Origin of the sequence: Serratia sp. CY32780 (assembly GCF_052169135.1) — a bacterium.
In the GTDB taxonomy this organism is placed as follows: Bacteria; Pseudomonadota; Gammaproteobacteria; order Enterobacterales; family Enterobacteriaceae; genus Serratia; species Serratia sarumanii.
In genome coordinates this window covers 130,966-153,891 of the sequence record NZ_JBJNLI010000007.1, presented here as the reverse complement: position 1 = coordinate 153,891, position 22,926 = coordinate 130,966, and the positions used below count along the sequence as shown (strand labels likewise).

Annotated in this window: 19 protein-coding genes; 12 read left to right on the top strand and 7 right to left on the bottom strand. The window is 60.5% G+C overall.

Going from position 1 to position 22,926, the window contains the following annotated elements:
• Nucleotides 1-42: 42 nt before the first annotated feature.
• The gene (locus tag ACJ8HH_RS22245) at nucleotides 43-612 is read right to left on the bottom strand and encodes an HdeD family acid-resistance protein (RefSeq protein WP_033635816.1); all 570 of its coding nucleotides are present in this window, start codon (nucleotides 610-612) and stop codon (nucleotides 43-45) included.
• A gap of 149 nt (nucleotides 613-761) precedes the next feature.
• Between ACJ8HH_RS22245 and actS the strand changes: the two genes are divergently transcribed.
• Nucleotides 762-1,514, top strand: coding sequence for an amidase activator ActS (gene actS, locus ACJ8HH_RS22240; RefSeq protein WP_033635813.1), 753 nt, complete (start codon nucleotides 762-764; stop codon nucleotides 1,512-1,514).
• 34 nt (nucleotides 1,515-1,548) lie between these two features.
• On the opposite strand, the gene ACJ8HH_RS22235 is transcribed toward actS, so the two are convergent.
• Entirely contained in the window at nucleotides 1,549-2,406 is an 858-nt protein-coding gene (locus ACJ8HH_RS22235; protein WP_060429286.1) for an AraC family transcriptional regulator, read from the bottom strand.
• 181 nt (nucleotides 2,407-2,587) lie between these two features.
• Here ACJ8HH_RS22235 and ACJ8HH_RS22230 point away from each other — a divergent pair, with 181 nt between their 5' ends.
• On the top strand, nucleotides 2,588-4,357 hold the full coding sequence (locus tag ACJ8HH_RS22230) for an ABCB family ABC transporter ATP-binding protein/permease (protein ID WP_039567921.1): 1,770 nt from the start codon (nucleotides 2,588-2,590) through the stop codon (nucleotides 4,355-4,357).
• A gap of 9 nt (nucleotides 4,358-4,366) precedes the next feature.
• On the opposite strand, the gene betI is transcribed toward ACJ8HH_RS22230, so the two are convergent.
• Complete coding sequence (betI, locus tag ACJ8HH_RS22225; protein ID WP_033649464.1) at nucleotides 4,367-4,963, bottom strand: transcriptional regulator BetI; 597 nt, start codon at nucleotides 4,961-4,963, stop codon at nucleotides 4,367-4,369.
• A gap of 158 nt (nucleotides 4,964-5,121) precedes the next feature.
• Between betI and ACJ8HH_RS22220 the strand changes: the two genes are divergently transcribed.
• Nucleotides 5,122-6,666: a BCCT family transporter gene (locus ACJ8HH_RS22220; RefSeq protein WP_442520247.1), complete on the top strand. Its 1,545-nt coding sequence runs from the start codon at nucleotides 5,122-5,124 to the stop codon at nucleotides 6,664-6,666.
• A gap of 6 nt (nucleotides 6,667-6,672) precedes the next feature.
• Here the strand turns inward: ACJ8HH_RS22220 and ACJ8HH_RS22215 are convergent, their stop codons facing one another.
• On the bottom strand, nucleotides 6,673-7,104 hold the full coding sequence (locus ACJ8HH_RS22215) for a VOC family protein (RefSeq protein ID WP_033649466.1): 432 nt from the start codon (nucleotides 7,102-7,104) through the stop codon (nucleotides 6,673-6,675).
• Nucleotides 7,105-7,806: 702 nt separating this feature from the next.
• Here ACJ8HH_RS22215 and ACJ8HH_RS22210 point away from each other — a divergent pair.
• Together ACJ8HH_RS22210 and ACJ8HH_RS22205 are read left to right on the top strand one after the other, a co-directional pair.
• A complete protein-coding gene (locus ACJ8HH_RS22210) occupies nucleotides 7,807-9,024 on the top strand; it encodes an MFS transporter (protein WP_080281317.1) in 1,218 nt (405 codons plus the stop codon).
• A gap of 36 nt (nucleotides 9,025-9,060) precedes the next feature.
• Complete coding sequence (locus tag ACJ8HH_RS22205; protein WP_033649468.1) at nucleotides 9,061-9,870, top strand: MoaF C-terminal domain-containing protein; 810 nt, start codon at nucleotides 9,061-9,063, stop codon at nucleotides 9,868-9,870.
• A 1-nt stretch (nucleotide 9,871) separates the two neighbouring features.
• Here the strand turns inward: ACJ8HH_RS22205 and lldD are convergent, their stop codons facing one another.
• The 3 genes from lldD to ACJ8HH_RS22190 form a co-directional block, all read right to left on the bottom strand.
• Nucleotides 9,872-11,011: an FMN-dependent L-lactate dehydrogenase LldD gene (gene lldD, locus ACJ8HH_RS22200; protein WP_060452057.1), complete on the bottom strand. Its 1,140-nt coding sequence runs from the start codon at nucleotides 11,009-11,011 to the stop codon at nucleotides 9,872-9,874.
• A gap of 42 nt (nucleotides 11,012-11,053) precedes the next feature.
• Nucleotides 11,054-12,637, bottom strand: a complete 1,584-nt coding sequence (locus tag ACJ8HH_RS22195) for an L-lactate permease (protein WP_060452056.1) — start codon at nucleotides 12,635-12,637, stop codon at nucleotides 11,054-11,056.
• Between the two features lie 322 nt (nucleotides 12,638-12,959).
• Nucleotides 12,960-13,880, bottom strand: coding sequence for a LysR family transcriptional regulator (locus ACJ8HH_RS22190; RefSeq protein ID WP_033654085.1), 921 nt, complete (start codon nucleotides 13,878-13,880; stop codon nucleotides 12,960-12,962).
• A 427-nt stretch (nucleotides 13,881-14,307) separates the two neighbouring features.
• On the opposite strand from ACJ8HH_RS22190, the gene ACJ8HH_RS22185 reads away from it, so the two are divergent.
• From ACJ8HH_RS22185 to ACJ8HH_RS22155, 7 genes are all read left to right on the top strand, one after another.
• Nucleotides 14,308-14,511: a DUF4762 family protein gene (locus ACJ8HH_RS22185; RefSeq protein WP_033635804.1), complete on the top strand. Its 204-nt coding sequence runs from the start codon at nucleotides 14,308-14,310 to the stop codon at nucleotides 14,509-14,511.
• 175 nt (nucleotides 14,512-14,686) lie between these two features.
• Nucleotides 14,687-15,352 carry a DsbA family protein gene (locus ACJ8HH_RS22180; protein ID WP_060452055.1) on the top strand — a complete coding sequence of 222 codons (666 nt, stop codon included), beginning with the start codon at nucleotides 14,687-14,689 and terminating at the stop codon, nucleotides 15,350-15,352.
• Nucleotides 15,352-16,296, top strand: coding sequence for an ABC transporter (locus ACJ8HH_RS22175; protein ID WP_049212607.1), 945 nt, complete (start codon nucleotides 15,352-15,354; stop codon nucleotides 16,294-16,296). The genes ACJ8HH_RS22180 and ACJ8HH_RS22175 overlap by 1 nt, the downstream gene beginning before the upstream one ends.
• A gap of 19 nt (nucleotides 16,297-16,315) precedes the next feature.
• The gene (locus tag ACJ8HH_RS22170; RefSeq protein ID WP_060452054.1) at nucleotides 16,316-18,439 is read left to right on the top strand and encodes a peptidase domain-containing ABC transporter; all 2,124 of its coding nucleotides are present in this window, start codon (nucleotides 16,316-16,318) and stop codon (nucleotides 18,437-18,439) included.
• On the top strand, nucleotides 18,417-19,607 hold the full coding sequence (locus ACJ8HH_RS22165) for an efflux RND transporter periplasmic adaptor subunit (protein WP_060452053.1): 1,191 nt from the start codon (nucleotides 18,417-18,419) through the stop codon (nucleotides 19,605-19,607). Before ACJ8HH_RS22170 ends, ACJ8HH_RS22165 begins: the two co-directional genes overlap by 23 nt.
• Complete coding sequence (locus ACJ8HH_RS22160; protein ID WP_060452052.1) at nucleotides 19,597-21,549, top strand: ABC transporter permease; 1,953 nt, start codon at nucleotides 19,597-19,599, stop codon at nucleotides 21,547-21,549. Before ACJ8HH_RS22165 ends, ACJ8HH_RS22160 begins: the two co-directional genes overlap by 11 nt.
• Nucleotides 21,546-22,925: an efflux transporter outer membrane subunit gene (locus ACJ8HH_RS22155; protein ID WP_060452051.1), complete on the top strand. Its 1,380-nt coding sequence runs from the start codon at nucleotides 21,546-21,548 to the stop codon at nucleotides 22,923-22,925. The genes ACJ8HH_RS22160 and ACJ8HH_RS22155 overlap by 4 nt, the downstream gene beginning before the upstream one ends.
• Nucleotide 22,926: the final 1 nt, after the last annotated feature.

The following is a 22,926-nucleotide window of genomic DNA, read 5'->3' as shown; positions in this document are numbered from 1 at the left end:
TGATATCCAAAGCCGCCGCTCAAGAGAGCGGCGGCTACTGAGTTAGCTTTTTTTAAACAGATTCGCCGCCTGGAACAGCGCAAAGGAGCTGACCAGCATCTCGATGCCGACGATCGCCGTCACCAGCGTGACCGATGCCGCCGGGCCTGAGCCGATCAGCATCCAGGCGATGATCAAATCGAGCACGCCGATAACGAACTGCAGCCAGTTGCCCGGCAGCCCGCGGCGCATGTAGCCCGCCGCCAGGCGCGCGATACCGCCGAGCGCGAACAGCACGGCGAGGTACACCGCCAGCGCCAGAATGCCCGCCAGCGGGCTGGCGATGAACACATAGCCGATAATCAGGTAGGCCACGCCCAGCAGAATGCCGCCGATCATCGGCCAGGTATTCTGCGCCCGGTTGGCGATCATGGCGATAATCAGCCCGGCGCCGCTCAACAGCAGCAGGATGCCGACCACGATGCTCAGCGCCGCGCCGGAGGCGAAAGGATTGACCAGGCACAGTATGCCGCCCGCCAGCAGCAGGAAGGCGATGATCAAAAGGGTGGTGCGTTGCTTTTTGAGCAGCTCTTCGCTCAGGAGGGGCAGATTATTGCGGTCGAGGTTCAACATGACAGTACTCCATTTCGTCGTTGGGTAATTAATCAGTCATCCTTACCTGTTTAGCATAGACCGTCTGGGGGTTTTTGACTGACCCGGCGCAAATGTTACACTGTGCGGCTGACGCGTATCAGAACCGAAACGACGACTGGGGACAGGATTTGAGCACAGGAAGCAAACTGGCAGGGTGGCGCCGCGTGGCGGTGTGTTTGGCATTGGGGCTGCTGTTGGCCGGGTGTTCGGGCAAAAACACCTATAACCGCGACTATGACAAACTGCCGAAGGGCAGTTATTCCGGCAAAACCTATACCGTCAAACGGGGCGATACGCTGTATTACATCGCCTGGATCACCGACAGTGAAGTCAGCGAGCTGGCCAGAATCAACAAAATTCGTCCGCCTTATAGCCTCGAGGTGGGGCAGAAACTGCGGCTGAGCGGCAGCGCGCCGGCCAAAACCGCCGCTACGCGCCGTAAAAAGTCGTCTTCCGCCGCAATCGTCAAACAAACGCCGCCGCCGGGCGCTTCCCGCTGCTGGCGCTGGCCGACCAGCGGTCGGATCGTGCAGGCGTACTCCAATTCCGACGGCGGCAACAAGGGCATCGATATCGCCGGCAAGCGCGGCCAGCCGATCTACGCTTCCGCCAAGGGCAAAGTGGTGTACGTCGGCAACCAGCTGCGTGGCTACGGCAATCTGATCATGATTAAGCACGGTGAGGACTTCATTACCGCCTATGCGCACAACGACACCACGCTGGTGCGCAACGGCCAGGATGTGAAGGCGGGGCAGAAGATCGGCACCATGGGCAGCACCGGCACCGATTCGGTGTTCCTGCACTTCCAGATCCGCTACCGCGCCACTGCGCTCGATCCGCAGCGTTATCTGCCGCCGCAGGGTTCGTCGCCGTCTTGTTGACGTCAGTCAGGCTCCGTGAGGAGCCTGACTTTTGTTACTTCAGCGGCAGGTAAAGATCGGTCACCAGTTCATATTCCGCCACCTCGTGCACAAAGTTGTGGTAGTGGAAATAGAGCGGAAAATCGCGCGGTTCCTCGCCGCTGTTCGGCAACCACTCGCTGTAGAGATAACGAGCGCTTTCAGACAGCCCATCCAGCGAGCCGTGATGGCGCAGCACCGCGCAGCGTCCGGCCGGCAGCGTGCTGTTCACCACGCCGAAGGCGTTGTCTTCGGGGATCGGCGCAGTGACCTCGCCGCAAATGAAGAAGCGGAAGTCCTGCGCTTCGGTGGTGGCCGGATCGTGCGGTGCGATGCCGTAAGTGCGGCTGCTTCTGACCGGCGACAGGCCGCTGGTTTTACGCCACTCGATAAAGCGTGAGGCGGTTTCGTTGACCAGCGCGGACGGGCCGCGATGTTCGATCATCGCCACTGGCGTGGCCGGGAAGTCGACAATGTCTACCTTCATGGGTTGTTTCCTTGTGTGTTTCGGCTCGGGAAAGCGCTGCTGCCAATCGATCCAGGCCGGCCGTTTGCGAAACTGGCTTGGCGTTTGGCTGAACGCCTGTTTGAAGGCGCGGCTGAAGGACTCCGGGTTTTGAAAACCTGCGTCCAGCGCGATGTCAATCACCGGCTCCAGCGGGTTATACGCCAGGCGGTACGAGGCGCGTTTGAGCCTCATCCACTGGATATAACGCCACACCGAGATGCCGCAATACGCGCTAAACTGGCGTTGAAAGTGAAAGCGCGAAAAGTGGGCCACTTCGCTCAGTTTTTCGACGGTGAGCGCCTCGTCCAGGTGGCGGTCGATATAGTCAAAGACCTGCGCAAAGCGCTTTGCATACGTCTGGGTCATGTGATTGTCTCCTCCATGCCTGAACTTTGCCCGAGCCGCCGCCGCTTCTCCTGACGGATGATGCTGAGTTGCCGCCGCAGGAAAACGGGATGGCTGCGGTGTTCGCCGCCGGCCAGGCCAAACTCATAACCCCCGCGCGGCCGTGCGCCGCGATCCCGACCGAGAAGATGAATATTACATGATGGATCGTTCCCGTTTGCTGAAATTCCTGCTGCCCTACCTGTGGCCGAAAGACAACCCGCGGCTGCGCGCGTATCTGGTGGTGGCCTTCGTGTTCATGGTGGCGGCCAAGGTCAGCACCACGCTGGTGCCGCTGGCCTACAAAGCGATGGTCGATGCGCTGAGCGGTGAGACGGCGAAAATGCTGGCGGTGCCGCTGGGGCTGATCGTCGCCTACGGCGTGGCGCGGGTGGGCGGCGCGCTGTTTGAGGAACTGCGCAACGTGATGTTCATTCACGTCAGCCAGAACGCCACGCGCCTGCTGGGCGTGCGGGTGTTTCGCCAGCTGCATGCGCTGAGCCTGCGCTTCCATCTGGAGCGCCAGACCGGCGGGCTGTCGTTGTCCATCGAGCGCGGCACTCAGGCGGTGTCCACGGTGCTGTCGCGGCTGCTGTTCTCCATCGTGCCGATCCTGTTCGAGCTCTCGCTGGTCACGGCGATCATGTGGCACATGCTGAACGGCTGGTTCGCGCTGGCGATCCTGACGACGGTCGGCTGCTACATCCTGTTTACCGTGCTGGCGGTCAGCTGGCGCACCCGCTTTCGCCGCGAGCTCAACAAGGCCAACGCCGACGCCAACAGCAAATCCATCGACAGCCTGCTGAACTATGAGACCGTGAAGTACTTCGGCAATGAAGAGTTCGAGGCCGAGCGTTTCGACCTGTCGCGCCGGCTGTACGAATATGCCGCCATCAAGAACCAATTCAGTTTTACGGCGATCAACCTGGGGCAAACCGCCATTATTTCGATCGGACTGATCGTGATGATGGCCATGGCGGCGCAGGGCATTACCCAGGGGAGGATGACGGTCGGCGACTTCGTGCTGGTCAACGCCTATTTGCTGCAGCTGTATCAGCCGCTGAACTTCTTCGGCTTTATTTATTCCGAGGTGCGCCAGGCGCTGATCGACATGGAGAACATGTTCGATCTGCTGCAGGAAAAGCGTGAGATCGTCGATAGCCCGGATGCGCAGCCGCTGCGTCTCGATCGCGGCGAAGTGCGGTTCGACGCGGTCAGCTTCGGTTACGACACGCGGCGGCCGATCCTCAAGCAGGTGAGTTTTACCATTCCGGCGGGCCACACGGTGGCGGTGGTTGGCGCCTCCGGCGCGGGCAAGTCCACGCTGTCGCGCCTGTTGTTCCGTTTCTACGACGTGCAGGGCGGCGCCATTACCCTCGACGGCCAGGACATTCGCCAACTGACCCAGGCCAGCCTGCGGCAGGCGATCGGCATCGTGCCGCAGGATACGGTGCTGTTCAACGATACGCTGCGCTACAACATCGGCTACGGCAAAACCGGCTCCAGCGATGAAGAAATCGAGCGGGCGGCGCGGCTGGCGCATATCCATGATTTTATCGTCGGTTTGCCCGACGGTTACGACACCCGGGTGGGCGAGCGCGGGCTGAAGCTGTCGGGCGGTGAAAAGCAGCGGGTGGCGATCGCGCGCACCATTCTGAAAAATCCGGCCATCCTGGTGTTCGACGAGGCGACCAGCGCGCTGGATACCCAGACCGAGCGCGAAATCCAGGGGCACCTGCGCGAGGTAAGCCGCAACCACACCACGCTGGTGATCGCCCACCGGCTCTCCACCGTGGTGGACGCCGATGAAATCATCGTGCTGGAGGCGGGGGAGATCGTCGAGCGCGGGGGGCACGAGGCGCTGCTGGCGGCGAACGGCCGCTACGCCGCGATGTGGCAAACCCAGTACAGCGAAGAGCAGGAGCCACACTGACGGAGGCGGTCACGCCGCCGATGGCGCGGCCTTGAGCCGTTGTATCACGTAGTCGCAGGCGATGCGGCAGTCCTGCTTCAGGTCAGTCTCGTCGCCGGCCAGGCTGCCGCGCAGCCAGAGCCCATCGATCATCGCCGCCAGCCCGCGCGCCGCGTCGCGCGCCTGCGGCAGCGGCAGCTCGCGGCGGAACTGGCTGCAAATATTGGAATAGAGCCGCCGATCGTTGGCGCGCTGCAGGCGGCGCAGCACCGGCTGATGCATGCTGGCGGCCCAGAAGTCGAGCCAGGCGCGCATGGACACGGCATTGGTTTGGCTGGGGTGGAAGTTGCCCTGGATAATGGCGAACAGCTGTGACTGGCTGTCGCTTGCCGCCTGCGCGCGGCACTCGGCCACTGCATCGCGCAGGTCGCGCAGGATTTTGCGCATGGTGGCGCTCAGCAGCCCCTCTTTATCGCCAAAATAGTGGCTGACGATGCCGGTCGACAGCCCGGCTTCTTTCGCCACCTGAGACAGGGTGACGCCGGCCAGCCCGACGACGTTAATGGTCTCGAAGGCGGCGTTAATCAACTGCTCCTTACGCTGTTCCGGAATGTCTCTTCGGTACATATTTTCCTCAACTGATAGGCCAATCACACTTTGGATTTGATTGATTGAACGGTCAATCAATACTCTATATGCTGCGAAAATGTCAAATAAATGGCGATAATATGTTAACTAAAAGTTGCATTGAAATCGTCTGTCTTTCGCATCATGGAAGCCTGCCAATGACAACAAAAACTCCCCCATCGCTTGACGAAGAACCTGTCAGATTGAATGTTCCGGTATTTTTCGGCTCGGCGGCGGTGATCCTGCTGCTGGGAACGCTGGTCGTTCTGTTCCCCTCCGCCAGCAAACTGTGGCTGAACGCCGCGCAAAGCTGGGTCGCCGACGTATTCGGCTGGTACTACATGTTATTGATGGTCGCCTGCATGGCATTCGTGTTCTGGCTGGCGCTGTCGCGCTTCGGCCATATTCGCCTCAGCCAGGATGACGAGCCGCCGCAGTTCAGCTATCCCTCGTGGGTGGCGATGCTGTTCTCGTCGGGCATCGGCATTGCGCTGGTGTACTACGGCGCCTATGAGCCGCTGGATCACTTTCTGTCGCCACCGGAAGGCAGCGGCGGCACCGTGCAGGCGGCGCGACAGGCGATGGCGCTGACCTTTTTGCACTGGGGGCTGCACGGCTGGGCGCTGTATGCGCTGATCGCCACCGCGCTGGCCTATTTAGCCTATTGCCGCGGCCTGCCGCTGGCGCTGCGCTCTGCGCTATACCCGATCTTCGGCGAGCGCACCCACGGTTGTGTCGGTCATCTGGTGGACAGCTTCGGCATTCTGGTGACGGTGATCTCGATGGTGACCAACCTGGGGATCGGCGCGCTGCTGGTGAACTCCGGGCTGTTTTATCTGTTCGACATCCCGCAAAGCACCGGCGTGCTGCTGGCGCTGATCGTGGTGATGATGGTGGTGGCCACGCTGGCGGCGGTCACCGGCGTCGAGAAGGGCATCGCCATGCTGTCGAACATCAACGTCGGCTTCCTGTGCCTGCTGCTGCTGTTCGTGTTTTTTGCCGGGCCGACGCTGAACCTGCTGAACGGCATGTTGCAGAACCTCGGCGATTATCTCACCTCGCTGGTCAGCCGCAGCTTCGATATGTATCTGTACGGCAAGGCGCGCCAGTGGCAGGGTGCCTGGACGCTGTTCTACTGGGCCTGGTGGGTGGCGTGGGCGCCGTTCGTCGGGCTGTTCATCGCGCGCATCTCCAAAGGGCGCACCATTCGCGAACTGATTTTCGGCGTGCTGCTGATCCCGCTGGGCTTCACGCTGGCGTGGCTGTCGATCTTCGGCAATACCGCCATCAGTCTGGTGCTGGAAGGCGGGCAGGCGATCCTGGGGCAGGTGGCGCAAAGCGATCCGCCGATGGCGGTGTTCAAGCTGTTCGAATACTTGCCCTATACCCAACTGACCGCCGGCTTTGTGGTGGTGATCAGCTTCGTGCTGTTCTTGACGCCGGTCGATTCCGGCACGCTGATGATAGCCAACCTCTCCTGCCAGGGCGGCTCCGCCCATGATGACGCGCCGGCCTGGCTGCGCGTGTTCTGGGCAGCGGTCACCACGTTGGTATGCGCCGGCTTGCTGTACGCCGGCAGTTTCAGCGCGATGCAGACCGCGGTGGTGCTGTGCGGCCTGCCTTTCTCGGCGGTGATCGTGCTGTACATGATCAGCCTGCGCAAGGATCTGCGCCGTTACGCCATGAAGCCGGCGCTGCCCTGAGGCGGTTTATTCGCCCGCGCGCGGCCGGTGATGCACGTACTCGACAATCGTGCCGTCCGGCAGGCGCGCATTGAAACAGGCGCCGGTGGGCACCTCCACCGGGCCGAAGAAAATCTCGGCGCCGGCGGCCAGCAGCCGCTGGTGGTAGGGATAAATGTCATCGACCAGCAGCGTGCCGACGGTGCTGCGGAAAGGGCGCAACTGCTCTTCCGCCCCTTCCAGGATCAGAAACGGCCCCACCGCCGCCAATACCAGCCGATGTTCGGGAAAATCGAAGCGCATGTCCGCCGTTACGCCGTGCAGCTGCTCGTAAAACGCGATGGCGCGGTCGATTTCGCCTTCGCCAACGTAGACCCGAATCAGCACGCGCGGCTCACGCAGCGATGAAGAGTCGGCGGTTTTGCGCCAGAAACCGGCTTTTGTCAATGCTGTCGTCATATTCATCTCCTTGCTGGTTGCCTGCCGCTTATCATGCCGTTGTTTTCCCATCCGGGGTTGGATCGAGTTGGCATAAGCTAGCCGCGCCGGTAATAACCCGCTACCAGGGCGTTAAGGGGCGGTCTGTTTGTGATTCCTGTCACGGCCTGCGCTTTTATTATCATTCAGCATTGATAATGTCATTGCGTGATTATTGATTAACACAATGGAGTTAATAGTTCTCGTTATAGCCGCTATAAAGCAAACGGATTCAAATAATAAAGAGGACGGGGTAATGCGGCTGATGAAAAGGGAAATACCGTCCATTTATAAGCAGGAGTTAAGTTTTATTTATTAACCTGTTTATAAATCAGCGCGTTTTGGCTTTTTCGATAAAAGTAAAAAGTGCCGTTTAATTTTATTTAAATCATTAAAAACATGATGTTGATTTATTTTCATGTCATTCGCGTTCTGTGAAAAATACCTGAATTGCCTCTCCGTCGCCGTTTTCAACGGCTGTTTGACATGCCCGTAGCTTGAGATAAGTTTATATCATTAACATGTTAATGAGTTGTTATCGTGACCGATGGCCAATATCTCTCTTGGCCGAGCGCTTAACCGACTTATGCCATGGCCGCTCGCCATTTATAAGTTAACTTATGGACCAATGACGCTATGAATAATTCGCCAGGACAGCGCTCGCGATTGAGCGAAGAGAACCGATTGCTGATCATTTTGTTTTTCGTTTTCGGCTGCGTGTTCGTCGATCGTCTGACCATCTCTTTTCTGTTTCCGATGATTGCCGCCGATTTGAAGCTGAGCAACGTGCATCTTGGCACGCTGTCGGCGGTGCTGGCATTGACCTGGGCGCTATCTGGCGCGGGGCTGGGGGCGATTGCCGATCGCTTTAATATCCGCAAACCGATGCTGATCCTGTCGATCCTGGTGTTTTCGCTGTTCTCCGCGCTGTCGGGGCTGGTCAGCGGCTTTGCCATGTTATTGATCTTCCGCGGGCTGATGGGGATCGCCGAAGGGCCGGTGCTGCCGATCGCGCAATCGCTGATGGTGGAAAAATCGCAGCCGCAGCGCCGCGGCTTCAATATGGGGCTGATCCAGGGGGCGGCGCCGGGATTGTTGGGCGGTATTATCGCGCCGCCGCTGATCATCTATCTGGCGCAGAAGTGGGGCTGGAGCATGGCGTTTCACCTGACCGCCGTGCCGGGCATCATTCTGGCGTGGCTGATCTATCGTTATGTGAACGGCAAGAAGGATCCCGCTTTCAGCGCCGCGCCGGCGGCCGACAAGGCGGCGAACAAAGGCGCTTACGGCGAGCTGTTTAAAATCAAGAACGTAGCGCTGTGCATTCTGATCTCCTGCGTGTTCGTCACCTGGTTCATGATCATCATTACCTTCACCCCCAACTTTTTGGTGACCGACCGCGGCTTCAGCGAGGGCACGATGGGCGGCATCATGAGCGCCATCGGCGCCGCCTGGGTGTTTTGGGGCGTGGCGGTGCCGGCGATTTCCGATCGCCTTGGCCGCAAGCCGACGCTGATCTTCTTTTCGCTGCTGGCGGTGTGCTGCCCGCTGTTCCTCAGCTACGTCGATAACCCGTGGCTGCTGGGCGTGCTGGTGTTCCTGTCTTATACCGGCCTTGGCTGCTTCACGCTGTTTATGGCCACCATCCCGTCTGAAACGGTGTCGCCGGCCCGCATCGCCACCGCGTTGGGGCTGGTGATGGGGATTGGCGAGGTGATTGGCGGCTGTCTGGCGCCGTTTATCGCCGGGCTGATCGCCGATCGCTATGGGCTGGTCAGCGTGATGTGGCTGGCGGCTACCGGCGCCGTGTGCGCCGGCGTACTGAGTTGTTTTCTCGATGAAACTGCACCTGCGGTGGTGAGCCGCAGAGCGGTGAAACCGGCGGGCGTCGCCGACGTTTGAGGCGGTTTTCATCCCATTCAATCAAGGAGAGCGAAGATGTCAGCAGAACAATCCGTACTGAATCAGAATGCCGAACCGGACTGGAAGAATTACGACGATTTTGCGCGCGGTATCGACACTAACCGGCTGCCGGGCACTCAGGATTGGCGCGGCAAAACGCTGCAGATCGCTTTTGAAAGCAGCGGGGAAATCACGTTGCGCTTCAGCGCCGATCGGCAGCGGGTGCTGTGGGCCTGGGGCGGGGAGAGCGGCGAGGACGCTTACGAAGAGGTGCAAACCTCCGCCGCGCGCTATTTCTTCAATATTCCGCTGCAGTCGCCGGGCAACGAGTGCCTGACGCTGGTACTCAATCGTGACAGCGGCCGGGCGCTGCTGGTGCGCAGCACGCTGTTGCCGGAACAGGCGGTGGAAAAGGGATCCCGCCTCAAGCAAAGCTTCCACGTCGGCCGGATTGTCGGCGCCACGCCGGGTGGCGTCGCGCCGCATCTGACCCGCGAGCTTATCGGCTATCGCACGCTGAATGTCTACAGCCCCAACCACTATTACGAACATTTCTATGTCAACACCGAGCGCTACGCCTGGCAAAATCTGCGCGGCGAACAATTCGGCCACGGCGACATGGACTACGCCACCTACTACAAGTTTGAGGACGAGATGTTCCTGTTCACCTTCCGGGAAAAGATCATCCCGGTGTGCTCGGTGTTCTTCTTCGACTTTATTTCCGGGCGCTGCACCGGCACCTTCCTCGGGCTGGACGCCGCCGGCCGGGTGTTGGTGTCACCGGCCGGGGCCTTCATCAGCAAGATGAGCTATAACGCCTACCCGGAAGGCGTGCAGCCGCTTTGATTCAGGCGTTTCTGACCAGCGATCCGGCGTTGATTTCCGCGATGGTTTTCGCGCCAGTGAGCGTCATGGCGACGCGCATTTCCTTGTCGATCAGATCCAGCAAGTTAGCCACCCCGGCTTCGCCGGCCGCCGCCAGCGCATAGACGAAGGCGCGGCCCAGCAGCACGCTGTCGGCGCCCAGCGCGATCATGCGCACCACGTCCAGGCCGCTGCGGATGCCGGAGTCGGCCAGCAGGGTAATGTCGCCTTTCACCGCGTCGGCGATCGCCGGCATGGCGCGCGCGGTCGACAGCACGCCGTCCAGCTGGCGGCCACCGTGGTTGGAGACGATGATGCCGTCGGCGCCGAAGCGCACCGCGTCTTTGGCGTCTTCCGGATCGAGAATGCCTTTGATGATCATCGGGCCGTCCCAGAATTCACGGATCCACTCCAGATCTTTCCAGGAAATCGACGGATCGAAGTTGGCACCCAGCCAGCCGATGTAGTCTTCCAGGCTGGTCGGTTTACCGCGGTAGGCCGAGACGTTGCCCAGATCGTGCGGCTTGCCGAGCAGGCCGACATCCCAGGCCCACTGCGGATGCGCAAACGCCTGCAGCACGCGGCGCAGGGCGGCATTAGGGCCGCTCATCCCCGAGTGGGCGTCGCGGTAACGGGCGCCGGGCACCGGCATGTCGACGGTGAACACCAGCGTTTTCACGCCGGCGGCCTTGGCGTGCTCCAGCGCATTGCGCATAAAGCCGCGATCTTTCAGCACGTAGAGCTGGAACCACATCGGCCGATCGATCGCCGGCGCCACCTCTTCGATCGGGCAGACCGACACGGTGGACAGCGTGAACGGAATGCCTTTTTTAGCCGCGGCGCGCGCGGCCTGTACTTCGCCGCGGCGGGCGTACATGCCGGTCAGCCCCACCGGCCCCAGCGCCACCGGCATCGCCAGCTGCTCGCCGAACAGCGTGGTCTGCAGGCTGAGTTCGGACATATTGCGCAGCACGCGCTGGCGCAGGGCAATATCGGCCAGATCTGCGGTATTGCGCTTCAGCGTATGCTCCGCGTAGGCCCCGCCGTCGATGTAGTGAAACAGAAACGGTGGCAGTTTGGCCTGGGCGGCGGCCCGGTAGTCGGTTGACGCGGAGATGATCATAGTGTTTACCTTCTTGTCTTGCTTGCGATAACGAGTGTTCAGTCAGAGCGTGAGGATCGCTGCCATACCGGCCGCAATCCCGCCGTACGCCAGCATCGGCAGCACGGTCTTTCTGATGATTTTGCCTTCGGCGTTGCCGATCCCGAGGATCGAACAGACGGCGATAATGTTGTTCAGGCACACCATGTTGCCCATGGCGCCACCGACGGACTGCAAGGCCAGCGTCAGATTGACGTCAAGGCCGCTGCTCTGGGCGATCGACTGCTGAATGCCGCCGAAGGTCAGGTTCGAGACGGTATTGGAACCGGAGAAGAACGAGCCCAGCGCGCCGAGGAACGACGAGAACAGCAGCCAGCTCTCGCCGGTCAGCGCCGCCAACGCTTTGCCGATCAGGATCACCGGCGCGTTGTCGCCGCCCTGCATCATCAGGTTGACCATCACCAGCGCGCCGAACAGGGCGATAAAGGGCCGTGCGACGCGCCCGCCGGTTTCGCTGAACATTTGCCGCACCTGGTCGCCATTCAGGCGGAACAGCGGAATACACAGTAGCACCACCAGCAGGAACGGGATCAGCGCCGGGACATACAGCGTTTTGTAGCCGGCAGCGGCGGAGGTACCCAGCACCTGCTGCAGTTCGACGATCAGCGCCCGGCTGATGCGCAGCTCCCCGAGCCAGCCGAGGTTTTCCTGCCACAGCAGCGCGGTGTTGTTGAGCAGCGCCTTCAGGCCCAGCTGATGGATGCGCGTCACTATCAGGATAGCAATCAGCAGCAGGGTTGGGGTCATGGCCTTGACCACCTGCAAGAACGGCACCGCCTGCCCGGCGCTCTGCGGTTTGTCGCTGCGGGCGAGGCCGATGCCGCCGCGTGCCAGCAGCACCGACAGCGCCAGGCCGATGGCGCCGCCGACCAGCGCCGGGAATTCATAGTTCACCTGGGCCAGCAGCAGATAGGGCAGGGTGCAGCTCAGCACGCTGAGCAGGATAAACGGCAGGTTGCGGCGGATATCCTGCCAGGAAACGATAAAGCGCAGCGCCAGCAGAGGAATGACGAAGCCGGCGACAAAATGGATCAGCGCGGTCTGCCGGCCGATCTCCAGCAGGCTGGCGTCCGACAGGCCGAGGTTGGCAAAGCCGAACCAGGTGGGGGTGCCCACGGCGCCGAAGGAGACCGGCACCGAGTTCATCACCAGCGTCAGCAGGGCGACGCGCAGCGGGTTGAAGCCCAGCCCGACCAGAATCGGCGCGGCGATGGCGGCCGGGGTGCCGAAGCCGCTGGCGCCCTCAATCATAAAGGCGAACGCCCAGCCGATAATCATCAGCTGGGCCACGGGATTGGGGCTGATGGTTTCCAGCCAGCGGCGCACTACGTTCTCCGCGCCGCTTACCTGCATCAGTTTGTTGAGCAGGATGGCGCCGGCGATGATGGTGATCGGCGTCAGCGTCGATACCAGCGCGGTGATGATATTGGCATGCAGCAGCCGCAGCGAGGCATCGAACCACAGGAGCTGTACGGCGTAGACCACGGCGGCCGTCAGCGGCAGGGCGAGATAAGAGGGCACGCCATTCCTTTTGGTCATCATCCAAATCAGCAGGACGATGGGCGCAATACTGAAAAACAGGGGCATAAGATCCTCAGGGTTATTATTTTTATGGGCAGAGATATGTAGCTGAAAGGTTAATTAGCGCAACATTTCATTCTAATCACAACGTCGACGACGATGCCATGCGGTATTTTTTTTAACATCGGCGAACGGCGCCGGCCGTGGAAACATTGCCGATAGAAGGGGTGAATTAACTGCTTAAAAATCAGATTGATAGAAAGTATTATTGTGTGATGAATGCGCAGGTTCACATTAATTAAGCGGTAATGTTCAATAGATTATGTCCAAAAATGCCGTAATCTCCGCGGCCTTTTGCGGCCGCGGGGAAATAATCAGCGAGGACAATTCAAAAATAGTGGCTGATATTTTGGTAGGAACCGATGATATGCTCGATCAGCAGACGGGTTTTTAACGGCAGATTGCGGGTGTAAGGATAGACGGCGTAAATGCCCAATACCTTGCCGCAGTGGCCGGCCAGGATCTCCGTCAGTTTGCCGTCCTGCAAATCTTCATACACCATGCAGCGTGGCACCATGGCGATGCCGTGGCCGCCGATCACCGCTTTGCGGATCGCCCGCGCATTGTTGGCCGACAGGTTGCCGTTAACCTGCAGCTCGTAGATGTCGTTGCGCCCCGGCCGCTTCATCAGCCAGTTGGCGGTGCCGCTCTCCTGATAGGTGTAGGTCAGGCAGTTGTGGCCGAGCAGGTCTTCGGCGCAGCGCGGTTCCGGGTGGCTTTCCAGATACCCCGGCGAGCAGACGATCACCCAGCGGGAATCGAAGATCGGCCGGGCAATCAGGCTCGAATCCGGCATGGTGCCGGTGCGGATCGCCAGATCGATGCCTTCTTCCACCAGATCGGCAAAGCGGTTTTCCAGCCGCATCTCGACTTTCAGGCTGGGATGCAGAGCGCAAAATTCCGCCACGCTCTCGCTCAGCAGCAGCTCGCCCGAAATGGTCGGCACCGACATGCGAATGGTGCCGGTCAACTCTTCGCTCTTTTCGCTGACGGCGTACAGCGCCTCCTGCACTTTGGCGCCAATCTCTTTGGCCTGCTGGTAGAGCGCCTGGCCGCTTTCGGTCAGCGTCAGGCTGCGCGTGGTGCGGTACAGCAGACGGGCGCCCAGCGATTTTTCCAGCCGCCCGATGCGTTTACTGACCACCGAGCTGGTGATGCCGGCGCTCTCCGCGGCCTTGCTGAACGAGCCGCAGTCGACGATCAGGGCGAACAGAATCAGGTCGTTGGCGTATTCGTGGGTGGCGAGCATGGGCATCCTGTAGAGTGAGAGTCCTTTTGTCCCAGTGTAAATCCGGCGCGCCAGGAAGCAATCTTTTCAGCGTGTCGCACGTCGTCACCAACTGGTCGGATCTGAATTTTTCTTATTTGTTTTTTCATTTTACTGAGAATTATCCTTTTTTATTTTTCTTGCTGTAACCGGTTTTAGTCTACTTTTCTTGTTTTTAGTCTTATTTAAATTGGAATAGTCCTGTAATCGAGCGTTACTTATTCGATTAACTTTAACTTGCAGTGTAAATAATTGTATTGATCTGCTCGTTTGGGATGGCTATGCTTTTTCCCGAAGCGCTCTCATTGTTATTGGTTAAATAGTTTTGAAATGTATTGAAGGATTGCTCTGTCTGCCGACAGGGTAATGGGTAGTGTGTTTATGTTTTAATATAAATAAGGATATTGTAATGAAAAAAATCAATCTGTCAGAAGCGGAAAACATCGTCGGCGGTACTTTTGTTTGTACCAAGGAATTTGCCTGGGTGGGCAGCGGCAACAACCGCACCTGCCAGCTGGTGAAAACCTGTGCGAACAAATTCGGTGGCGTACAGAAGTCTTATTACCCGGCGCCGGTAGCAAGCTGCCCGTCTAACCCAACCACGCCAAGCTGATGCGGGTTGACCCCCTGCATTTAGATTAGCGGTGGGCAGGCGGGCAGCGTTCGCGCTGTCCCGCCTGATACCGGCGAAAAAGTCGTCTTACGTTCTCATTATTTACGGCATTAACTCTTTTTCATGTATTCACTCTGCCGGGTGAATATTAATATATACGCAGGATGCGTCCGTTATGTATAAACGTCCCTTGCTTTTTATCGGCTACACGCTCGTTATTATTTTTGCCTCTTCTTTTTTGACCGCATTTTATTTTCAACATTACGTCATGCAACCGGCGGAGGCGGAAAGCCTGAGTTTTATCTCCCCGGAAAAAATCGAACAAAGCCCGTTGCAAGACGATAATACCATTGTCGAAGTCTTCTCTTACGCCTGCCACTATTGTGAAGTCAACGAAAGCGGCGTGGCAGAGCTGGAAAAACGTTTGCCGGCGGGCGCCAAATTGGTGCGCTTGCACCTCAGCGACGACAGTCAAGCCGGCATGGCGGCCTTTGCGCCCCTGTTCGCCACGCTGACGATCATGGGGATCGAAGCACAGCATCGCCCCGCCGCTTATCGCGCCATTATCAAAGAAAACCTCAACCTGGCGGACGACAAGCAGCTCAGCGCCTGGCTGACGGCCAACGGTATCGATGAGGCTGCCTATCGGCAGGCCAGAGAGTCAGAGCGGGTCAAGGCGTTGTTGGCGCATATGACGGCGGTAAGCCGCTATTACCAGATCAACGCGACCCCCAGTTTTATCGTCAATCGCAAATGGCTGGCGCTGCAAGATCGCGAGTTTTCCGCTTTCAGCCGGCAGCTGCTGTCGCTGTTGCAGCACGATAAACCGCTGGTCCCCTGATGCGCCTGCTCGCGGTTCGGGGGTATTTGGCCTGGCGCAACGGCCTGGACGCGATGGCCCGCTTATCGGCTGCCGGTGCCGGGATGGGCAACCGCCTGACGTGTGCCCTGCTGCGGCGCGTGGACTATCGCCTGTGGCTGGCGGTGCGCCGGCGGTTGAGGGGAAGCAGGCCGCAGCGCCGCTTTCGCCACCGGCATGCGGTAGCGCTGGCGAACCGCCAAAGCCTGTTGGGTGAAGGCAAGCTGGACTTCGCCTGGCTGATGCAGCGGCGGCAGTGGCTCGACATGGCGGCGGTCTCTGCCCGCAATGCGGCGCTGATGAAGCATTTGGCGCACTGTTCCGCGCAGCTTGATCAGGTCGTGGAACCGCTGCATCGCGCGGGCGTGCCGGTGCTGCTGGCGCCGATGCATACGGTCTCCGACGTGTTGGCGACGCTGGTCGGCGCGGGCGTTTATCCCGGGCGGGCCACGGTGATCGTTTCCGGCGATGTGCAGGCGTTTGCGCGGCGATCGCCGGAAGACGAATGGCGGCAGCGGCTCGACTATTGCTCGATTCACGACGACCCGCGGCACATCGCCGGCACCTTGTCGCAGGCGATGCTGGAAGCGGCGGAACATCGGCGCAACATCATCCTCTTCCCCGACATCACGCCGGATTACACCCTGCACAGCAATCAGGATGTGGCGGCCAAATTGGCCTGTCATTTGTTCGGCCGGCCGGCGCATTTGCACAGCGGCATCGTTCGGCTGTCCCGGGCGTTGCAGGCTCAGGTGGTGTTCTATTCGCTTTATTTCGATCGCGGCATCCGCATTCACATTGAAGAACCTGTCGCCGCAGATCGGGTCGGCCGCGCCATGCCGGCGATCGTCGAGCGAACCCTCCGGCGGCATGCGGATGATTGGCTGCTATGGCATTCGCACTCTTTATTTTTTATTAACGAATAAGTCAGGGATATCACAACGTATGGAAAATACCCTTCCTACGCCGGTCTTGCAGAGCGAAATCAATGAGTGCGGGCTGGCCTGCATCGCCATGCTGGCGGAAACTCAGGGCATTCGCGCACCGTTGACGGAGCTGCGGGAGCGTTATCCCGCTTCGCAGCACGGCACTTCGCTGGCGACGCTGTGCGCCATTTTGGGAGAGCTGGCGCTACCGGCTTATCCGGTGGCGTTCGAGCACCGGGATCTGGCGGCGCTGCCGTTACCGGCCATTTTGCATTACGGCGCGGGCCACTATGTGTTATTGGCGTATCGCCAGGGGGGGTACGTGTGCGTAATGAACCCGGCGTTGGGGCAGCAGTTGCTGCCGTACGCCGCTCTGAAAGCAGAAATCAGCGGTTATGCGTTGGTGCTGGATCGCGATGATTTGCTGGCCACCGTCCCGGCCCGGCGCAGCCACCGCCGCAGCGCTTTCGCCAGCTTAAGCCTGAAGGATACCGCCGGCATCGCCGGCATCTATCGCCTGGCGGCGATGACGTTTTTTATCTCACTGACGCTGTTCATCATGCCGATGATGGTCGCCAGCGCGATCAATCAGGTGTTCGCCATGGCCGGCGAGGTCGCGTTCCCCTACGCCTATTATCTGCTGGCGTTTGTGGCGTCCACGGCGTTGGCGCTGATTGCGCGCACCCTCACCGAACGCTTCATCAAAAATTTCGTGTTGTTGCACGGCGCCGCCGGTTTTTCTCGCCTGCTGGAAAACTCACTCAATTTCTTCAGCAAGCGCGCCCCCGGCGAGATCTTCAGCCGTTTCACCAGCTGGCAGATGGCCGCCGGCCAGAAAATCGAACTGGACAACGGCCTGCGCACCGACTGGATCATCGGCGCCATCGCGCTGGCGGTGATGTGCTACCTGAGCCCGATGCTGGCGCTGGTGCCGGTTGTCGGCGTGCTGCTGATGGGGGCGGTCAGCGTATGGGCCATCTACCGCGATCGGCATTACACCCAGCAGCTGCAGGTGCGAGGCGCGGTGCAAAATGACTTCATCCTGGAAACCATCCAGGGGTTTTCGACCATCAAATCAGCCGGCCTGGCCGGCCAGCGGCAGGAAGGGTTCGCCGAACATGCCCGCTCGCTGTTCAATTGCCTGCAGCAGCAAAAGATCTATGAACAGATAAAAGGCAGCATTTACCAGCTGATCGGCAGTCTGGAGATGGTGTTGTTCATGCTGCTGGCGTTGCCGCTGCTCAAGGAGGGCGAACTCAGTCTGGGGGCATTCTTCGCCTACAGCTTTTTGCGCGAAATCTTTACTTCGTACAGCAGCAAGATCTTTTTTGCCGTTTTGCAGAAAAACCAGCTGCACGTCATCGATGAACGCGCGCGGGATCTGTTTCCTGCGGTATCCGCTCGGGCCCAGTCTGCGGACGAAAGCGTGAGCCATTTTGCCGCGCGGTTGGCGTATCGGGGGGTGGCCTTCGCTTACGACGCCGGTCAACCGGTGTTGCGCGATTTGTCGCTGACGCTGGAGCGTGGCGAGTGCATCGCCATTTGCGGCGGTTCCGGCGCGGGCAAGAGCACGTTGCTGAAGGTGCTCGCCTGCCTGCTGACGCCGCAGCAGGGGGAGCTGACGCTGGATGGGCGCGTACTGGCAAGTGCCGCCGCGCAGCGGCTGTTCTTCCTGCAAAGCCAGGAGGACATTCTGTTCAACGCCTCGGTGTTGCAGAACATCACGCTGTTCGCGCCGTCGGCGCCGGGCCAGCAACGGCAGGTGGAACAGGCGTTGCGCAGTTTGGGGCTGGCGGACGCGGTGGCGCAGCTGCCGGGGGGCGTGAACGCCCTGGTGCGGGAGAGCCATGCCGGGCTGTCGCTGGGGCAGCGGCAGCGTCTGTTGCTGGCGCGCGCCATGTACAGCCGTTGCCCGGTGTTGGTGCTGGACGAACCGACGGCGAATCTGGATGAAAAGACCGCGGCGGCGGTGATGTCGGCTCTGGTGGCGCATTGCCGTGAAAACCGTAAAACCCTGGTGACGGTCACCCATAATCCGCGGCTGTTGCCGTTATTCGATCGGGTCTTGCGCATGTCGCAGGGGCGGCTGGTGGCTGAGCCCACCGACGACGCCAGGATGAATGATTGTGCAGAGGTGGAGTGAGGTGCCCGGAAAGAGACGCTGGCGGCGAGTGGTGTTGGCGATGGTCGTTTTGGCGGCGTTGCTTGGCGGGCTGTCGTTGCTGAATCGGCCCCCTGACACGCAACCACCGCAAACGGCGCGCGTTGAGCGCGGTGACATCGAAAAAAGCGTGTTGGCGACCGGGATTCTGAAACCGCTTCGGCAGGTGAACGTGGGCGCGCAGGTCAACGGGCAGTTGAAAAAACTGTATGTCAAACAGGGTGACAGGGTGATCCAGGGGCAGCTGTTGGCCGAGATCGATCCGACGCTGCAGCTTAACGAACTGCGCAAGTCACAGGCTGAATTACGCAGCGCACAGGCGCAGAAACTGGCGAGCCAGGCACAGCTGAAGCAGTACCAGCTGGAGCTGAAGCGGCAAAGAGCGCTGGCGCGAGACCGCGCCGGCGTGGCCAGCGATTTGGAAAAAGCGCAGGCGCAGCACGACGCGCAACTGGCGCAGTTGAAAGTGAACGAGTCGCAGATCGTCCAGGCCGAAGTGGCGCAGGAAACCGCCAGGGCCAATCTGGCTTTTACCCGTATTACCGCCCCTATCGACGGCGAGGTGCTGGGCATCGTCACCCAGGAAGGGCAAACCATCGTCTCGTCGCAAAGCGCGCCGACCATTTTGGTGATGGCAGACGTGGATACGATGATGGTGCATACCCGCATATCGGAAAATGACATCTTGCAGGTGAAGACGGGGCAGCCGCTGTGGTTTTACGTCGCCGCCGATCCCCGCCGCCGCTATGAGGGAGCGATGGGCGCGATACAGCAGGCGCCGGCGGAGGCGCTGGAAACCGACCCGCTGGGCAGGAATTCAAGCCAGCAAACGGCGGCGGTGTATTACAACGGCGTGTTTGCCGTCGCCAACGGCGAGCGTCGATTGCGCACCTCGATGACGGCGCAGGTATTCATCATGACCGAACGCGCACAGGGGGTGGTGCGGGTACCGATGGCTGCGCTGGGCGCGGCATTGGATGAAGGAAGCTATCAGGTCAAGGTGCTGGAAGGCGGGCAAACGGTGGTGCGCCGCGTGCGTATCGGTACCCGCGATCGCCGCTATGCCGAAGTGTTGGAAGGGCTGAACGCAGGAGAGCAGGTGCTGCTGGAGCAACAGCCTGATGTGGAGGAGGGCGCTGATGTCAGTTAACACCGCTCCCATCATTGCGTTGGATAACGTCTCGCGCGAGTTTCAGGCGGGGGAGCAGAAAATTGCGGTCCTCAAGCGCGTTTCCCTGAGCATTCAACGGGGGGAAATGGTTGCTATCGTCGGCGCCTCCGGTTCCGGAAAATCGACGTTGATGAACATCATCGGCTGTCTGGACAAACCTTCTCAGGGCGACGTGCACATCAACGGGGTGGCTATTGGGCAAGCCGACGCCGATCGCCTGGCGCAGCTTCGCAGCCGGCATATCGGCTTTATCTTCCAGCGCTATCACCTGATGCCCTATCTGACCGCCGGTGAGAATGTGGCGATCCCGGCGTTGTATACCGCCATGCCGGCCGCCGAACGCCGCCTGCGGGCAGCGCATTTGCTGGCCCGGCTCGGGTTGGCGCAGCGCGGCGGTCATCGTCCGGCGCAGCTCTCCGGTGGGCAACAGCAGCGGGTCAGTATTGCTCGAGCCCTGATGAACGGCGCGGAAATTATTTTGGCCGACGAACCGACAGGTGCGCTGGATAGCGCCAGCGGTCAGGCGTTAATGACCATTTTGCACGAGCTGAACGCTATCGGGCATACCGTCGTCATCGTGACACACGATCGGCGGATCGCCGAACAGGCGCGGCGGATCATTGAGATCGGCGACGGCGAGATCGTGGCGGATCGTCGCCATGAAGCCTCCCGACATCTTTCTACGTTCGAACGACCGCTGGCGGCGCCGCTGAAACGCATGGCGCCGGGCGCGGCGTTGAAAGAGGCCGTCGGCATGGCCTGGCGGGCATTGCTGGGGCACCGGGTCCGGGCATTGCTATCGATGCTCGGCATCATTATCGGCATTGCGGCGGTGGTCTCCGCCATCGCCATCGGAGAAGGCACGCGGCGTAATATTCTCAAGGAAATCAGCCAGCTTGGCACCAGCACGCTGGAGATTCGCCCAGGCCTCGGGTGGGAGAAACCGCGGCCCGACCTTGCGCGCTCGCTGAGCGAGCGGGATGCCGCATTATTGGCTGCGCTGCCTTACGTCGACAGCGTTTCGCCGGTGATCGGCACCCAACTGCTGGCCGTTCGCGAAGGCAAACAGGTGCCGCTTGCCGTGATGGGCGTCGGCGAAGGGTATTTCCGCACGCAGGGCATTCGCCTGCTTTCCGGCGGCTTGTTTACCGCGCAGGATCTGAGTGAGCGCGCACCGGTAGCGGTGATTGATCCCTTGCTGAAACAGGCGCTGTTTGCTTCCCGGCAAGACCCTATAGGCGCGGTAGTGCTGATCGCGGGCGTGCCTTATCGGGTGATCGGCGTCGCGCAGCGCCGCGGCGCTCAATACGCCGGCTCTCAACCGCTTGCCTGGCTGCCCTATACCTCCCTGACCGGCCGCATCGCCGGCGATATGCCGCTGGAATCCATTGTGATGCGAGTGAATGAAAAACTGACGCTGGAAGAGGCAGGACGGGATGCGACCCGGCGTTTGATCGTAGAACACGGGCGGCGTGATTTCTTCACGTTGACCGACGATCAGCTGACGCAATCCATTCAGCGCGCCTCAGGCTCCATGCAACTGCTGATTACCGCGATTGCCGCCATCTCGCTGCTGGTGGGCGGTGTGGGGGTGATGAACATCATGCTGGTCTCGGTGACGGAACGGACCCATGAGATCGGTATTCGAATGGCGGTGGGCGCCGCCGAGAAGGACATTATGCGGCAGTTTTTGATTGAGGCGGTGGTGATCTGCAGCTTGGGAGGCGTATTGGGGATCGCCTGCGCCGCGCTGGTCAAAGGGGTTCTGAGCGGATTGGCGCCGCAGGTGACGATGATCTTTACCTGGCCGCCGTTGCTCCTGGCCTGTGGATTTTCGGCGTTGATCGGTGTCGGGTTCGGGTTCTTTCCGGCTCGCACCGCCGCGCGCCTGCAGCCGGTGGAGGCGCTGGCGCGAGAATGAGCCGACTTTGGGTTTACGGGCTGGTGATGCTGTCGCTGAGCGCCTGCGGAGGGCGGCCGATCGACGCCACGGCGCCACCGTCGCTGCCGCCGCAGTGGCGCGTGGTCGATGAGCGTTCCGGTTCGCTGCGGGCGGGCGTCGCCTGGTGGGAAAACTTCAATGATCCGCAACTCTCCTCGCTGATCGATGGCGTGTTGATCGCGAATCAGGATTTGGCGCTGGCCGGATTGCAGTGGCGCGAGGCCATGTTGGAGGCCGGATTAACGGAGGGCAACTTGACGCCGGATTTCACCGCCAGCCTGAGCGGCCGCAATACCCGAGCGTTGCGGGGCGCGTCTACGCCGCAGGAAAGCTACCGTGCAGGGCTTTCTCTGAGCTATGAACTGGATTTATGGGGCAAGCTGGCGCGCATTCGTGAACAGGCCGAATGGCTGGCCGTCGCCTCGGAGTTGGATCGGCGCAATACCGCGTTGACCTTGATCGGTGCTTCCGCGCGCGGGTACTGGCAGATTGCCGACTTGAATCAGCAAGTCCTCCATCAGCAACAGGCGCTGGCGATCGCGCGTGAAACTTTGCGGCTGGTGGCGGCACGTCACACCGCCGGCGACGTTGGCCGATTCGAGCTGTTGCAGGCGGAGCAAAGCTTGTTGGCGCGAGAGAATCAGCTGCATGAGCTGGAGCGGCAGCGGGAAGATGCGCGTAACTCGTTGGCACTGTTGTTCGGGCGATCGCCGCTGCTGCGCTATAGCGAACGGCGTTCGTTGCCGCTTGACGAGGTAGCTGTCGCGCAGCGTCAGCCGGCGTGGGTGATTGCGCGCCGGCCGGATGTTCAGGCAGCAGAACGCCGTCTGAGAGCGGCGCTGGTCGGTGCCGAGGCGGCAAGATTGAGTTTTTATCCGGCGCTGAGCCTGGAGGCCGGGTTGGATGCCGGCAGCGGACTTTTCCGCCAGTGGTTCAGTGAACCTTCGCGCTCGCTGGGCGCCACGTTGACGCTGCCGTTTATCGAATGGCGCAAGATGCGCTTGTCCAGCGACAAAGCGGCGTTGCAGGCGCAGCGGGCGGAGATTCAATTTCGCGATGCGGTCTACCGTGCGCTGGCCGATGTGGACAACGCCATGCGACAACGCCTGGAAGCACAGCGGCAAATCGGCAATCAGCGGTGGCATCTGGCGATGAGTCGACAAGCCGTGGCGTTGGCGCGACATCAATATCAGGCTGGTTCCGTTGCGCTGCAAACGCTGCTGGATGCGCAAGAGGCGGTGTTGGCCAGCGAGAATTCGCTGTCGGCACTGCAATTCCGCTATCTGAACGCCACGATGCAACTCTGGCTGGCGCTGGGCGGCAACGAGGCTTTCGCATCCGGGCAAGGAGAATAAG